Source organism: Bacillus sp. FS02 (assembly GCF_024398395.1).
GTDB lineage: Bacteria > Bacillota > Bacilli > Bacillales > Bacillaceae > Bacillus > Bacillus altitudinis.
In genome coordinates this window covers 783,156-798,017 of record NZ_CP074101.1, presented here as the reverse complement: position 1 = coordinate 798,017, position 14,862 = coordinate 783,156, and the positions used below count along the sequence as shown (strand labels likewise).

Genomic DNA, 14,862 nt, shown 5'->3' with positions numbered 1-14,862 from the left:
TATATTATTAATTATTCAATATGGGGTGACACAAGCATGAAAGGTTATTTAAATTTAGAAGATGGAGCCTCTTTTGAAGGAGATCTGACAGGAGAAGCTGGCATGACAGGTGAAGTGGTCTTTTTTACAGGGATGACAGGTTATCAAGAGGTGCTCACAGATCCTTCTTATAAAGGACAAATCATTGTCTTCACATATCCGCTCATCGGAAATTACGGCATCAATCATGAAGATTTTGAGAGCAAAAAACCACAAGTAAAAGCGGTCGTTGTCTATGAGGCGGCTGACCATTTTTCTCATCACCTTGCAGCCGTAAGCTTAAAAGATTATTTACAGAAGTGGAATATTCCGCTTCTTACACATACAGATACTCGCGCAGTCGTGCAGAACATTCGAGCAAATGGAACGATGAATGCAGTGCTTAGTTTAGACGAAAATGAAACGCCACCTGCAATGAAGCAAGACAATGTGGTTGAGCAGGTCACAGAAGATGAAGTATACACACAAGGCAGCGGCGAGGATCATGTAGCGCTCATTGATTTTGGCTTTAAAAAATCAATTGCGGACTCACTCGAAGCGCGCGGCTGTAAAGTCACAGTGATTCCGTACAAACAAATGGAAAAGGTATTTGATATCAAGCCAGATGCGATCCTTTTGTCAAATGGACCTGGAGATCCAAAAACAATGAAGCCATATTTAAAAACCATTCATGACATCATGATGACCTTCCCGACACTAGGCATTTGCTTAGGTCATCAATTAATTGCTCTTGCGCTTGGCGGGGATACGTATAAGCTTCCTTTTGGCCACCGCGGGGCGAATCATCCTGTACAAGATACAGAATCAAAACGTGTCTTTATGACAAGCCAAAATCATAGCTATGTGGTCAATGAAAAAAGCATGAATGACAAAGAAGTGGACGTCAAATTCCTCCACGTGAATGACGGATCTGTTGAAGGATTCATTCATAAAGAGAAGCTGATTATGTCCGTTCAATTTCATCCAGAAGCACACCCAGGCCCTGCAGAAAGTGAATGGGTATTCGATGATTTTATTGAGAAAGTGAAACAAGCAAGGAGAGAAGTCGCACATGCCTAAAGATCAAAGCATACAAACCATTCTAGTCATCGGGTCTGGTCCAATCATCATTGGTCAGGCAGCAGAATTTGATTACTCAGGAACACAAGGTTGTATGGCCTTAAAAGAAGAAGGCTACAACGTCATCTTAGTGAATAACAACCCAGCAACCATTATGACAGACGAGTCATTTGCTGATGAAATTTATTTTGAACCGCTTTCAGTTGATTCAGTGACAAGAATCATTGAAAAAGAGAAACCAGATGGTCTTTTAGCCAATCTTGGCGGACAGACGGCTTTAAACCTTGCTGTCGAGCTGGAAAAAGCCGGTGTGCTGAAAAAGCATGGGGTAAAACTGCTCGGAACGTCAGTTGAAACAATTGAAAACGGTGAAGATCGTGAGAAATTCCGTGCTCTCATGAAGCATTTGAATGAACCTGTACCAGAAAGTGAAATTGTGGATAATGCGAAAGACGCCCTTCAATTTGCAAAAGAAGTGGGCTTTCCCGTCATTCTTCGACCAGCCTACACACTTGGTGGTAAAGGGGGAGGCATCGCTTTAACTGAAGAGGCTTTTAAACCGCTGATTGAAGGTGCTCTTCTAGCGAGTCCGATTCATCAGTGCTTAGTTGAAAAAAGCATTGCTGGCTTTAAAGAAGTCGAGTATGAGGTCATGAGAGATCGTCAAAATACGTGTATCACTGTATGTAACATGGAAAATATCGATCCAGTTGGTGTGCATACAGGTGACTCGATTGTCGTTGCACCGTCACAGACATTAACGGATCAGGATTATCAAATGCTCCGCTCAGCAAGCTTAAAAATTATTTCAGCGCTTGATGTCGTTGGCGGCTGTAATATCCAGTTCGCTCTTGATCCACTTAGCAAAGAATACTTTGTCATTGAGGTCAACCCTCGGGTCAGCCGGTCTTCTGCTCTTGCATCGAAAGCAACAGGCTATCCGATTGCCAAAATGGCGGCAAAACTTGCGGTCGGTTATACACTAGATGAATTGAAAAATCCGCTTACAGGAACAACGTATGCTAGCTTTGAGCCGGCACTCGATTATGTCGTGGTGAAATTCCCGCGCTGGCCGTTCGATAAATTTAAACAGGCAGACCGGAAATTAGGCACAAAAATGAAGGCGACTGGTGAAGTCATGGCGATTGACCGTAATTTAGAATCTGCCATTCAAAAAGCCGTCGCATCGCTTGAAATCAAAACAAAGGGCTTCCACTTGCCTGAACTGAAAGAACATACGACTGAACAGTTATTTGAATTAATCAAAACACCGGACGATCGCCGTTTCTTCGCAGTCATGGAGCTTCTTTTCAGACAAGAAACCGTTGAAACGATTCATGAAACGACGAAGATTGATCTGTTTTTCTTACATGTTTTCAAGAATATGATCACACTCGAACAAGAATTGAAGAACCATCAGGGGACGCTATCCAAAGACACCTTAAGAAAGGTAAAAGAAAAAGGTTTCCTTGATGAAACAATCGCTTCTCTGACGGATCGCAGTGAACAAGATATCAGACAGCTTCGCCAAGAGTATGGCATTGCCGCTTCATTTAAAATTGTCGATACATGTGCGGCTGAATTCGATGCAAAAACGAATTACTTCTATTCTACGTACTTTGGCAAAAGTGATGGAGAGCATCAAGAGAAAACAAAGCAGCGTGCACTCATCATTGGCTCCGGTCCGATTCGAATTGGGCAGGGAGTCGAGTTTGATTATAGTGCCGTTCACGGCGTTCTTACTCTACAAAAGCTTGGATTTGAAACCATCATGATGAACAACAATCCAGAAACGGTTAGTACCGATTATGAGATTGCAGATCGTTTATACTTTGAGCCGATCACGTTAGAACATATTTTAAACGTAGTTGAAGCGGAGCAAATTGATTTTGTCATCGTTCAATTTGGCGGGCAGACGGCAATCAATGTGGCGGAAGGTTTAGAAAAAGCCGGCGTTACCTTGTTAGGCACGTCCTTTGACACACTAGATGCATTAGAAGATCGCGATTTATTCTATCAGCTTCTTGATGAACTGAATCTTCCTCATGCAAAAGGAGATACAGCACATTCAAAAGAAGAAGCACTGGAGCATGCTGCAAGCATCGGGTACCCTGTTCTTATTCGTCCATCATATGTCATTGGGGGAATGGGCATGATCGTTGTCCATACAGAAGCTCAATTGGTAGCAATACTTGATCAGCCAGATCATTTACCTTATCCGATCTTAATTGATGAGTATGTCACTGGAAAAGAAGTGGAAGTGGATCTCATTTCAGACGGACAAACGACATTCATTCCAACAATCGTTGAGCATATTGAAAAAGCGGGCGTACACTCAGGTGACAGCTTTGCCATCTTACCAAGTGTCTCTATTAGTGAAGACATCAAAGAGCAGGTGTATAACGCTTCTGAACAAATCGCAAAGAAATTAGCTTTTAAAGGCATTATGAATATTCAATTTGTGATAAAAGGGAACCAGGCGCTCGTATTAGAGGTGAATCCTCGGGCAAGCCGGACTGTTCCAGTTGTAAGTAAAGTCATGGGTGTTGACATGATCCCAATGGCGACTCAGCTGTTAGCTGGTGCAACGCTTGAAGAATTGAAACCGGCAACGAAGAATAAGGGGGGCACAGCTGTTAAATTCCCAGTCTTCTCCTCACACGCCATTCAAGATATCGATTTAAAGCTCACACCTGAAATGAAGGCGACGGGTGAAGGAATGTGTGTAGGAAAGAACGTCGAAAGCGCCTTGAAAAAAGTGTTTGCACCGATCTGGAAACAGAAAGGAAGCCTCTTTATACAAGGCAGTGAATTATTCGTAGATGAAGCAAAACGAGCAGGCTTTGACGTCTGGACTGGCAGCTTTGAATCGTGGCTGCAACAAGACGATAAATCGCTTCACATTCATTTAGGTGATGATGAAGAGGCAAAAGAACAGCGTGTAAAAGCACTCACACATGGTGTTCAAGTTCTAACCGAATATGAAACAGCGCAAGCGTTCCTGCAAGGAAAAGATGGAGATGTATCACCAGTATCTCTCCACGAATTATATAAAAAGGAAGTGACGGCATGAGCCAAGTCGACGTGCAACCGGCATTATACGGAAAAGACTTTTTATCGTTAAAAGACTTTTCGATCAATGACATTGCGTACTTAATTGAAAAAGCAGAAGAAATGAAACAACATCCATATCAAGATTTATTCAAAGGAAAAACATTAGCGATGATCTTTGAAAAATCTTCAACTAGAACCCGTGTCTCGTTTGAAGCGGGCATGACGCAGCTAGGCGGACATGCGCTCTTCCTCAGCTCAAATGATCTGCAAATTGGCAGAGGAGAAACGATTGGTGATACAGCGCAGGTGCTGTCTGGGTATGTAGATGGCATTATGATTCGAACCTTTGAACATGAGAAGGTAGAAGAACTTGCAAAATACGCCTCTATTCCAGTGATCAACGGACTAACGGACTACTCTCATCCATGTCAGGCACTGGCTGATTTACTGACGATTAAAGAAGCAAAAGGCACACTAAAAGGTGTGAAAGTGGCGTACATCGGTGATGGGAATAATGTGGCTCATTCCTTAATGGTTGGCTGCGCGCAGTTAGGCTGTGACATTGCCGTTGCATCACCAAAAGGCTATGAACCTCTTCAAGAAGTGACAGAGACTGCCCAGGCGTTTGCAAAACAATCAGGCGCAGAAGTCATCGTCACAACAGATCCAGTAGCTGCTGTTCAGGATGCAGATGTCATTTATTCAGACGTATTTACAAGCATGGGACAGGAAGCTGAAACAGAGAAACGTCTAGCTGAATTTAAAGAATATCAAGTCAATGAGGAACTCATGCAACATGCAGCAGCAGATTATATCTTCCTTCATTGTCTGCCGGCACACCGAGGAGAAGAAGTGACGGCTGATATCATTGATGGACCACACTCTAAAGTATTCCAGCAAGCAGAAAATCGCTTGCATGTGCAAAAAGCGTTAATCAAAGAGCTCATGTATCAACAACCTAAATAAATCACAAGTGTCCCTGTCTCGGCTGAGCAGGGACTTTTTACATATTGGATTGGAGAGGCAATGGACGGGACATAATAACATCAATCGAGAAAGGAGGATGGAAATGGGTCAACAGCATCAGTTTAAATCTGGTAATAAGGCACCTAATAATGGTGTTTATATCGAAATCGGTGAGACCGGTAGTATGGTGAAAGATCCTTTAAAGATAAAGCTTAAAGCAGGAGACGTCTTTCCGGATAACTCGAACCATAACCGTGTTTGGACTTACCAAAGAAAGCCTTAAGCAATTGACTAAGAGTCCATATGAATAAGTCTTTAGAGGCATGTGTCATGCCTCTTTTTTCTTTATAATAAAAAACAATTAAGTTCCAATTTTCAAATAAATAGTATGAAAAAAAGAAAGTTTAAGGTAAAATATGTAAGAATAGTATAAGGTTGAAAGGATTTGTGTGATGGAAAAGATGAATCTCAGTGAAAGTGTTTGGAATAAACGCTTCACCTCATTGTTCATATCAAGACTCATAAAAAATACAGGAGAAAGTTTTGCTTTTACATCCGTTCTTTGGTTATTGATTTTAAGAGGGGATGGAGCGCTCGGTACCGGACTTCTTCTAGCAGTGACAGTTCTTCCTTCATCATTGTTGGCCCCAATACTAGGACCTCTTATGAAAAGACATCATTTATCTAAATGGATGTTTGCTTCAGATGTCATTCGAGCAACCATTGTACTCATTATTCCACTACTGCATTTTTCGCACATATTGCCTCTATGGTTATTGATCTCATTAATGGTTATTCAATCGGCAACAGGTGCAGCATATAACCCGGCTTCTGTGGCCATCCTGCCTCAGATTGTTCCAAAGCATCTCATTCAAAAAGCAAATGCGATCCTGCAATCATCTTTTGAAATTGTCGCACTTGCTGCGGTGATGGTCGCTGGTCTTTTGGTCAAATTAATTGGACCTGCAGATACGCTCCTGATCACCACTGCTTTATTCATCATATCGGGCATGTTTATTATTGGCGTTAAACTGAAGAAGTCTGACGAAGAAAAAGCAGCAGGCATTAAACAAGCAAAGAATACATATCTGTATAACTTAAAAAGAGGCTTTCTAGTCGTTAAAAATCATCATATTTTATTTGCACTGACCCTTTATTGTATTTTAATGAATGTCGCCGCAGCTCCGTGGCAGGCATTATCCGCTGTATATGTAGCAGAAGCGCTGCAAAGTGATTCAATGGTGTATTCCATTTTAAGAGGTGTCGCCGCAGTCGGTGCATTTATGATGGGCTTTGCACTGGCGAAGGTGAAAATCAAAAGATTCGGCTTGTTCTTTATTGTCGCAGGCATGATTGAAGGAGCTGCATTCTTTATCACTGGAATGAGTACATGGCTTCCAGTCGTTCTTCTAGCTTCCTTTATTTTTGGTGCAGCCGTCAGTGCAATCAATGTCCCAGAGATGGTCATTATTCAAACGTCTGTTGACCAAGAAGATCAGCCGCAAGTATATGCCGTGATCAATGCGTCATCAAATGTCTTTCTCCCGCTTGCAGCCGTCATATCGGGCGTCCTGGCAGAACGCTTTGGAGCAGGACCTGTCATTGCGGGGGGTGGTGTGCTTGAGATTTTATCAGGCATCGCGATCTTCCTGTTCACAGGGCTAGCGAAAAGCCATTTGTCAGCAGACAAACAGAAGTCCGAAACGGTTGAGGTGTAACTCAAAAACCCCCTGTAATTGACGGCAGGGGGTTTTAGCGTGCGCTCTCAACTTCTAGTCATCATTCTGAAAAAAAGAAAAAGAGCTAATCTCAAATCATTAGCTCTTTTCCAGCAATATTAAGAATGTTCTGTTGAACTTTCTGTTTCTTTCATTGGACTTACTTCAGCAAAGATGAATAAAATAACCGTAAACACTATGGCAAGAATGGAAGTTAACGTAAAATCATAAGCAGCTCCATTCATAGATGCAACGATGTAACCAGCCATATGTGTCAGCAGAAAAGTCCAAATGAGGGTGATAATGTAATGCATTATTCCACCGTCCTTTATGTAACAATCTATTGACTATCATACCATAGATACGAGTTCAGAGAAAAGACTGTTTTCCGCCTTTATGTGACCATTTTGAGACCTTCTACTATAAAAATAAAAAGAATTCTTCTGTCTTTAGGGGATTTCCTTATTCCTACAAGAGTTGTTGTTCATATCATAGAAAGCAGAATCACTGAAAGGAGGCTGGCCATATGGGTGTAAGCGAACGTTTTTTCCAGCTTGGTTCCCAGTGGAACGTCATTCACCTTCCTCAAAAACCAAATGGCTTTGGCATTCTAATCCTCGGTGACCGAAATCACTTTGTGCAGGAAAATACATCATTCTGGCTTCAGCATTACGGAAGAAACCAGCTTTTAACTGCTTTAAAGGATGAAGGATATACATTGTTTAATAGTCATCTTCATGGGAATCACTGGGGATGTGAAGATGCTGTTTTTAGTGCGAAACAGCTTGTTCATCACACATTAAAACAAGAAATATTAAACCGGGAAATTCATGTGCTGGCAGAGGGAATGGGTGCACTTGTCGCCATGAGTCTTGCCGAAGAAATGCCAGAAGTGCTAAGGTCTATAGCCATGATGAATCCATGTTTACACCTGCAAGCACAAAGAGAAAGAGAAAAGGAACACAAATTCTTCTACAAACAGTTCATGAAAGAACTCGCACAGAGCTATGGGTGCTCTGCAAAGGAAGCAGAAACGTATCCACTTCCTTCTTGCCCCGTTCATTCAGCTCATGTACCGATTCATATATGGCAGAGACTAAACGGCGCACCGTATGCCTATGAACTACATGCAAAGCCTTTTATTGATCAACATATGATGAATCCAGACCATTGTCAGATGGACCTTACCTTGCATATGTTTGATCATCCAAGAAGAATCTTTCAGTCCATTCACAAGTTTTATAAATCGCATGAAAGAGAATTGTAATGAATAGGATGATAACAGCCCTTCATGGAAAGGGCTCTTCTTTTTATTCGATATGCTAAAAAAGGGGACATGAACATGGAAACAGGACTGATCATAGGTGCAGATGAATTTTTTGGCCTGACACTTTGTGAATATATGATGAAAGAGGGCATACAAGTGGATATCACATATCCTAAGGAGCAGTCAGAGGAGCAAAAAATGTTATTAGAAGAGCGGATGATGTGGCTTGGCCGCAATGATCTTGTCCGCGTTATTGATGGTCAAGATAGGAAAGAGGCATATGACCTGATCTTTTTTCAATCAGATGATTCAATGAACAGAGAGACAGACCTCGAAGCGAAGCATGGCATATACCGCTTGTTTTACGAAGAACCCGAAAGCCATTCGCATGAACAAAGCGTTTCGGCTGTTATCCTTCCACGCATGTTTGGTCCGTGGACACTCCATGAAGAGAGACGAATAAAGGATGATCACGCATTTTTTGTAGAAGATGTCGCAAAGGAGCTTTTAAAGTGGGCACGCACTGATCAAAGGCAGGAAATGATCCATCAATTAAAGGTAGAAAGACAAACAGGTGACAAACAAGCAGAAGAAATCATAGCAGAATGGAAAAGACAAAACTCAACATTTTTCGACAAAAAGCAAGAATGATCTTCCATCTTATCTTTTTTCAGTATAAAATAAACCTATATTTAACATACAGGTTCATGCCTGCGTGTTGCAAAGGGAGTTGAACATGGCATGAAGTACCAGCGGCTTGTCATGATCTTTTCGTTCCTTCTTCTTATGCTATCTGCCTGCTCGCAGGCGCCGTTAAAAGGACATATTGAGAAGGTGGGTTTACTCGTCCCCGATACGATTAATGATCAAGTTTGGGGAACGAAAGGTTATAAAGGCTTATTAAATATCCAATCAACATTTGGTGTAGATGTTTATTATAAGGAAGGGATGGTCGACAAGGAGAAAATCGTTGATGCCATTGAAGAATTTCATAAAAAAGGAGTCAATTTGATTATTGGCCATGGCAATGAATACAGCGAAATTTTCAACTTGATCAGTGAAGATTATCCGAAAACACAATTTATCACGGTCAATGGAGGCAAGCCTCAAGCTGATAATGTCACAAACGTCACGTTTAAAGGAGAAGCAATGGGCTTTTTCGGAGGCATGACAGCAGCACATATGTCCAAAACAAAAAAGATTGGTATTCTGGCTACATATGATTGGCAAAGTGAAGTAGACGGTTTTATCAAAGGTGCAAAATATCAGGATGAACATGTGCAAGTCCTAGCGGAATTTGTCGAAAACTGGGATGATGCTGACAAAGCGGTGAACCTCTATCAAAAATTGAAAAAACAAGGTGTAGATGTTGTGTATCCAGCAGGTGATGGTTATAATATCCCTGTCATTGAACAAATCAAAACCGACAATCTAACTGCGATCGGATATGTCACTGATCAATCCAACCTTGGAAGCCATACGGTGTTAACTAGCACTGTACAGCATGTCGATAAAGCGTACAGTATCATTGCGAAGAAGTTTAATGAAGGCAAGCTAAACGAACAAGGTGAGTACTCCTTTGACTTTAAAGAAGGAGTGATCGAAATGGGGAAATTTAGCTCAACCATAGACCGCGCTTTTGTGAAAGACATTGAGAAGGATATTGCGAATTACAAAAAAACAGGCAAATTGCCAAATGAAAAGTGAGGACGTTGAACATGCAACACGAAAAATCGATGGAGTTTTTACAAATTGCGATGAAGTATTTTCCACAAGCAAAAGAAGAATTAGATAAAGCAGGGATTCAGCTTGATCCAGAAGCACTTCAGCCGCTTCTCTCTTTGTTTACATCTGTCATGCAAGAGGCATATGAGCTTGGAAAAGCAGATGCAGCATCAGAAAAAGCCACAGAATAGTGGCTTTCAGCGTGTAGACAAACCCTCGCATTCTTTGTCAGTCCTGCGCGCTGGTGCTCACGAATGACAAATTCGCTCCGCTCCAGTGCTCGTCCTTCCTAGACTGCAAAGGTTTTCTATCACGCTGAGAAGAAGACAAAGGGCTAAAATATTTTAGCCCTTTGTCAACAATCAAAAAAAGCCACAGAATAGTGGCTTTTTTTTATGATAATTTTTTCTTGAAGGCACTAATCATAGGACCAACATCTTTAAACACAGGCTTCAGCTCATCGATGGAGTTCATAATGTTTCCAATTTGATTCATGACATGCATGTAGTCAATGGAGTCATCACTTGAAGAAGTCTCTGCACGCTCCTCCTTTTTTTCTGTCTTGCTTTTCTCCTTTTCAAGTGGCTGACCAAACATCATTGCTGAGAAAATATCCTTTTGCGCCATATCACATGTTCCTTTCTACTATTGGTATATCATTAATCTATGAAAAAAGTGAGAGGAAAGGTTAGACGTTTGTATTGCCAAGGAGAAAAAAATAAGGTAAAATTAGTACCAGATACTAATATAAGATCACAATATCACATGCTCGTATGAGTAAAAGGAGTCTTATTCAATGAATGCTGGAATTATTGGCCTTGGCCGCTATATACCTGAAAAAGTATTAACAAATCGCGATTTAGAAAAAATGGTTGAAACTTCTGACGAGTGGATTCGTACTAGAACAGGTATAGAAGAAAGAAGAATTGCATCTGATGATGTCAATACATCTCATATGGCGCTTGCTGCTGCAAAAAAAGCATTAGCTGACGCAGATGTGGCTGCAGAAGATATTGATATGATTCTTGTAGCGACAGTTACGCCAGATCAAGCATTTCCGACAGTCGCTTGTATGATTCAAGAGCAGCTCGGTGCACATAAAGCATGTGCAATGGATATTAGCGCTGCCTGCGCTGGCTTTATGTATGGGCTTGTTACTGGAAAACAATTTATCGAATCTGGCACTTACAAACATGTGCTTGTCGTTGGTGTAGAAAAGCTTTCTCGCATTACCGACTGGGATGACCGCAACACAGCTGTTTTGTTTGGAGATGGAGCAGGTGCTGCTGTACTAGGAACAGTCAGCGAAGGCAAGGGAATTCTATCATTTGAGCTTGGAGCCGATGGAAGAGGCGGGAAGCACTTGTACTTAGATGAAAAAGATCATACAATCATGAATGGAAGAGAAGTATTTAAATTTGCTGTGAGACAAATGGGCGAGTCAAGCGTAAACGTGATAGAAAAAGCTGGACTATCAAAAGAAGACGTAGACTTCTTGATTCCGCATCAAGCAAACATTCGCATTATGGAAGCAGCACGCGAACGCTTAGAGCTGCCAGTTGAAAAAATGTCGAAAACAGTCCATAAATATGGAAACACATCAGCAGCATCCATTCCAATTTCACTATGTGAAGAAATCGAAGCCGGAAAAATTCATGACGGCGATGTGATTGTAATGGTTGGTTTTGGTGGCGGATTAACGTGGGGCGCAATCGCTATGCGATGGGGCCGATAAAAGAGTGGGGTGCACAAATTAATGGATAAGAAACGAGTAGTTGTTACAGGATTAGGTGCTTTGACACCTCTTGGCAACGATGTAGAGACAACATGGAAAAATGCTGTAGCAGGTGTATCAGGTGTTGGCCCGATCACACGTGTTGATTCAAGTGAATATACAGCAAAAGTAGCAGCAGAACTAAAAGATTTTAACATCGAAGATTACATGGAGAAAAAAGAAGCGAGAAAGATGGCACGCTTCACACAATATGCAGTCGTTGCTGCTCAAAAGGCTTTAGAAGATTCACGCCTCGAAATTACAGATGAAAACGCACCTCGTGTTGGGGTATGGGTTGGATCTGGTATTGGCGGACTTGAAACATTCGAAGAGCAATTCGAAGTGTATTCAAATAAAGGAGCAAGACGCGTAAGCCCGTTCTTCGTTCCAATGATGATTCCAGATATGGCGACAGGTCAAATTTCAATTGCACTTGGCGCAAAAGGGGTTAACTCTTGTACAGTGACAGCATGTGCGACAGGAACAAACTCCATTGGTGATGCCTTTAAAGTCATTCAGCGCGGAGATGCAGATGCGATGATTACAGGTGGAACAGAAGCACCATTAACGAAAATGTCGTTTGCTGGTTTCTGTGCAAACAAAGCCCTTTCGACAAATCCTGATCCAGATACAGCAAGTCGTCCATTTGATAAAAACCGTGACGGATTTGTTATGGGTGAAGGAGCGGGAATTGTTGTTCTTGAAGAATTAGAGCATGCGTTAAAACGTGGTGCGACCATTTATGCAGAAATCGTTGGCTACGGTTCAACTGGAGATGCATACCATATCACAGCACCTGCTCCAAACGGAGAAGGCGGCGTACGTGCAATGAAAGAAGCAATTCGTGATGCAGGTTTAACAGTGGAAGAAATTGATTATATCAATGCCCACGGAACAAGCACACCGTATAATGATAAGTTTGAAACAATGGCGATTAAAGAAGTGTTTGGAGAGCATGCGAATCAGCTTGCGATCAGTTCGACAAAATCAATGACAGGTCATTTACTTGGTGCAGCAGGCGGAGTAGAAGCGATTTTCTCTGTTCTGGCGATTAAAGACAGTGTCATTCCGCCAACGATTAACCTTGAAACACCAGATGAAGAATGTGATCTTGATTATGTAGCAAATGAAGCACGTTCAAAAGAAGTACAAGTTGCGTTGAGCAACTCACTTGGTTTTGGCGGGCACAATGCGACAATTATCTTCAAAAAATACGAAGCGTAATATGTCTTAAGAAGGCGGCGATCTATAAACAGATCGCCGCCTTTTTGCATATGATGAAAATGGAGGTGTTCAGCGGTATGGGTCTGATCAATACACAATATCTCATCCAACAATCATCATCATTTCAGGAGCTGGCGGCACGTTTTGTCCCTTATTTTAAAGGAGCGGAGAAAAAAGAAGGATCATCTATTCTCGCCCATTTACAACATCACGGAATGGTGCGATCATGGAACGCCTGCCAGGAAATGATCGACAAGCTCAAAGAAAAAGGGTATTTCAAGCTTGTGATGAAAGAATACAAAGCGCTGCAAAAAAAGTGGGGAGGTCCTGATGTCCCCGTCTTTATTTTGCCTGTTAATGAGAGCAGCAAAGAGATCAGAGAACAATTTTACTTTCAATCCGGCATGGCATTTGATGACAAAATCTTTCTTTTTTTATCCCCACAAACACCGAAGGAGCGAATCGGTACGTTGCTGACGCATGAATATCACCATGTATGCAGGTTGCATTTTCTCACGAAAGAAGAAAAAGATTTTACATTCCTTGATACAATCATGATGGAGGGGCTCGCTGAATATGCTGTGTATCATAGATATGGAGAAAGCTATACAGCAAAGTGGACGACTTTATATGACGAATCGCAGCTGCAGCGCATGTACAAGAAATGGGTATCCAGTCACCTTTATCAGAAAGTGCAGGACGACGAAAGGCTGATACAGAATCTCCTTTATGGAAAAGGGAACTACCCCAAAATGCTTGGCTATGCCACTGGATTTTATATCGTGAAAAAGTATTTCGATGAGCACCGAATCAGCGAGGAGTCTATGATTGCGGAGCCAGCGGAAACGTTTTTAAAGGCGATAGAATCATAAAGACAAACATTCACAAAAAAAGTGACATATTACAATTTTACTAAATACTTCTTGATTTCGTCATGCTGATGTAATAATATACAAATATAAATTTTGATAATTCTTTTTATTCTAAAAAGACAGAATTTTCCTATTCGGTTCATTTAATCTATGGAGAAAGGGGCGAATGCATGAGCACACTGCTTGAAGTGCAAAACTTAAAAACCTATTTTTTTCGAAAAAAGGAACCAATACCTGCTGTTGATGGCGTTGATTTTAGTATCAAAAAAGGGGAAACAGTCGCATTAGTCGGTGAGTCTGGGTCTGGTAAAAGTATTACGTCTTTATCCATCATGGGTCTGATTAATGGGACTGGTGGGAAGATTATGGATGGTTCCATTAAGCTTGATGGAAAAGACCTTGTTACATATAGTGAAAAGGAATTGTGCAATATTCGCGGTAATGATGTATCCATGATCTTTCAGGAACCCATGACCTCACTTAATCCCGTCTTAACCATCGGGGAACAAATAACAGAAATCCTCATTTACCACAAAAAACTTTCAAAAAAAGAAGCGACCAAAAAAGCGATTGATTTGCTAAAGCTTGTAGGCTTTTCAAGGCCGGAACAAATCATCAAAGATTACCCGCACCGTTTATCCGGCGGTATGCGTCAACGAGTCATGATCGCCATTGCGCTAAGCTGTGATCCGAAGCTCCTCATTGCGGATGAGCCGACTACTGCTCTCGATGTGACCATACAAGCCCAGGTGCTGACCTTAATGAAAGATTTATGTTCGACCTTTGGTACATCTATACTTCTCATTACGCATGATTTAGGTGTTGTGTCGGAAGTAGCAGACCGCGTCATTGTCATGTACTGCGGACAGGTTGTTGAAAATGGAACCGTTGAAGAGTTGTTTGATGAGCCGCTTCACCCATACACAGAAGGACTGCTTGAATCCATTCCAGTCATTGACGGAGACATTCAGCCATTAACGGCGATAAAAGGAAATGTCCCTGCGCCAGATCAGCTTCCGGCAGGATGCCGTTTTGCGCCTAGATGCCCGAAAGTAATGGAACGCTGCATAGGTGAATTGCCCAAACTGACAACCTTTGAAAATGGTAGAAGCGTCAGGTGTTTCTTATATGAGGAGGCAAGCCAAACATGACACTTGCTGAAAA

General features: G+C 41.7%; 15 protein-coding genes. 13 read left to right on the top strand and 2 right to left on the bottom strand.

Going from position 1 to position 14,862, the window contains the following annotated elements; translation table 11 throughout:
* The first annotated feature begins 36 nt into the window (after positions 1-36).
* The 5 genes from KFQ09_RS04115 to KFQ09_RS04095 all read left to right on the top strand — a co-directional run bounded on the left by KFQ09_RS04115 (position 37) and on the right by KFQ09_RS04095 (position 6,836).
* Positions 37-1,098 carry a carbamoyl phosphate synthase small subunit gene (locus KFQ09_RS04115; protein WP_017367005.1) on the top strand — a complete coding sequence of 354 codons (1,062 nt, stop codon included), beginning with the start codon at positions 37-39 and terminating at the stop codon, positions 1,096-1,098.
* The gene (locus KFQ09_RS04110; RefSeq protein ID WP_255836039.1) at positions 1,091-4,171 is read left to right on the top strand and encodes a carbamoyl-phosphate synthase (glutamine-hydrolyzing) large subunit; all 3,081 of its coding nucleotides are present in this window, start codon (positions 1,091-1,093) and stop codon (positions 4,169-4,171) included. The genes KFQ09_RS04115 and KFQ09_RS04110 overlap by 8 nt, the downstream gene beginning before the upstream one ends.
* Positions 4,168-5,118, top strand: coding sequence for an ornithine carbamoyltransferase (gene argF / locus KFQ09_RS04105; RefSeq protein ID WP_017360177.1), 951 nt, complete (start codon positions 4,168-4,170; stop codon positions 5,116-5,118). Before KFQ09_RS04110 ends, argF begins: the two co-directional genes overlap by 4 nt.
* Before the next feature lie 103 nt (positions 5,119-5,221).
* Positions 5,222-5,401 carry a YjzC family protein gene (locus KFQ09_RS04100; protein ID WP_008348517.1) on the top strand — a complete coding sequence of 60 codons (180 nt, stop codon included), beginning with the start codon at positions 5,222-5,224 and terminating at the stop codon, positions 5,399-5,401.
* A 169-nt stretch (positions 5,402-5,570) separates the two neighbouring features.
* The gene (locus tag KFQ09_RS04095) at positions 5,571-6,836 is read left to right on the top strand and encodes an MFS transporter (protein WP_008348516.1); all 1,266 of its coding nucleotides are present in this window, start codon (positions 5,571-5,573) and stop codon (positions 6,834-6,836) included.
* A 119-nt stretch (positions 6,837-6,955) separates the two neighbouring features.
* On the opposite strand, the gene KFQ09_RS04090 is transcribed toward KFQ09_RS04095, so the two are convergent.
* Positions 6,956-7,150 (bottom strand): YjzD family protein, encoded by a 195-nt coding sequence (locus tag KFQ09_RS04090; RefSeq protein ID WP_008348514.1) that lies wholly within the window; start codon positions 7,148-7,150, stop codon positions 6,956-6,958.
* A 212-nt stretch (positions 7,151-7,362) separates the two neighbouring features.
* On the opposite strand from KFQ09_RS04090, the gene KFQ09_RS04085 reads away from it, so the two are divergent.
* The 4 genes from KFQ09_RS04085 (at position 7,363) to KFQ09_RS04070 (ending at position 10,019) form a co-directional block, all read left to right on the top strand.
* Positions 7,363-8,103 carry a hypothetical protein gene (locus KFQ09_RS04085; protein ID WP_007499048.1) on the top strand — a complete coding sequence of 247 codons (741 nt, stop codon included), beginning with the start codon at positions 7,363-7,365 and terminating at the stop codon, positions 8,101-8,103.
* 75 nt (positions 8,104-8,178) lie between these two features.
* Positions 8,179-8,754 carry a hypothetical protein gene (locus tag KFQ09_RS04080; protein ID WP_039167361.1) on the top strand — a complete coding sequence of 192 codons (576 nt, stop codon included), beginning with the start codon at positions 8,179-8,181 and terminating at the stop codon, positions 8,752-8,754.
* 90 nt (positions 8,755-8,844) lie between these two features.
* A complete protein-coding gene (locus KFQ09_RS04075) occupies positions 8,845-9,810 on the top strand; it encodes a BMP family ABC transporter substrate-binding protein (RefSeq protein ID WP_255836038.1) in 966 nt (321 codons plus the stop codon).
* A gap of 11 nt (positions 9,811-9,821) precedes the next feature.
* Entirely contained in the window at positions 9,822-10,019 is a 198-nt protein-coding gene (locus KFQ09_RS04070; protein WP_024720057.1) for a ComZ family protein, read from the top strand.
* 202 nt (positions 10,020-10,221) lie between these two features.
* Here the strand turns inward: KFQ09_RS04070 and KFQ09_RS04065 are convergent, their stop codons facing one another.
* On the bottom strand, positions 10,222-10,455 hold the full coding sequence (locus KFQ09_RS04065) for a hypothetical protein (protein WP_008348506.1): 234 nt from the start codon (positions 10,453-10,455) through the stop codon (positions 10,222-10,224).
* Positions 10,456-10,624: 169 nt separating this feature from the next.
* Between KFQ09_RS04065 and KFQ09_RS04060 the strand changes: the two genes are divergently transcribed.
* From KFQ09_RS04060 to KFQ09_RS04045, 4 genes are all read left to right on the top strand, one after another.
* A complete protein-coding gene (locus KFQ09_RS04060; RefSeq protein WP_024720058.1) occupies positions 10,625-11,563 on the top strand; it encodes a beta-ketoacyl-ACP synthase III in 939 nt (312 codons plus the stop codon).
* Between the two features lie 21 nt (positions 11,564-11,584).
* The gene (gene fabF, locus KFQ09_RS04055) at positions 11,585-12,826 is read left to right on the top strand and encodes a beta-ketoacyl-ACP synthase II (RefSeq protein WP_008348501.1); all 1,242 of its coding nucleotides are present in this window, start codon (positions 11,585-11,587) and stop codon (positions 12,824-12,826) included.
* A 77-nt stretch (positions 12,827-12,903) separates the two neighbouring features.
* Entirely contained in the window at positions 12,904-13,698 is a 795-nt protein-coding gene (locus KFQ09_RS04050; protein WP_212360574.1) for a DUF2268 domain-containing putative Zn-dependent protease, read from the top strand.
* Positions 13,699-13,868: 170 nt separating this feature from the next.
* On the top strand, positions 13,869-14,849 hold the full coding sequence (locus KFQ09_RS04045; protein ID WP_047945538.1) for an ABC transporter ATP-binding protein: 981 nt from the start codon (positions 13,869-13,871) through the stop codon (positions 14,847-14,849).
* Positions 14,850-14,862: the final 13 nt, after the last annotated feature.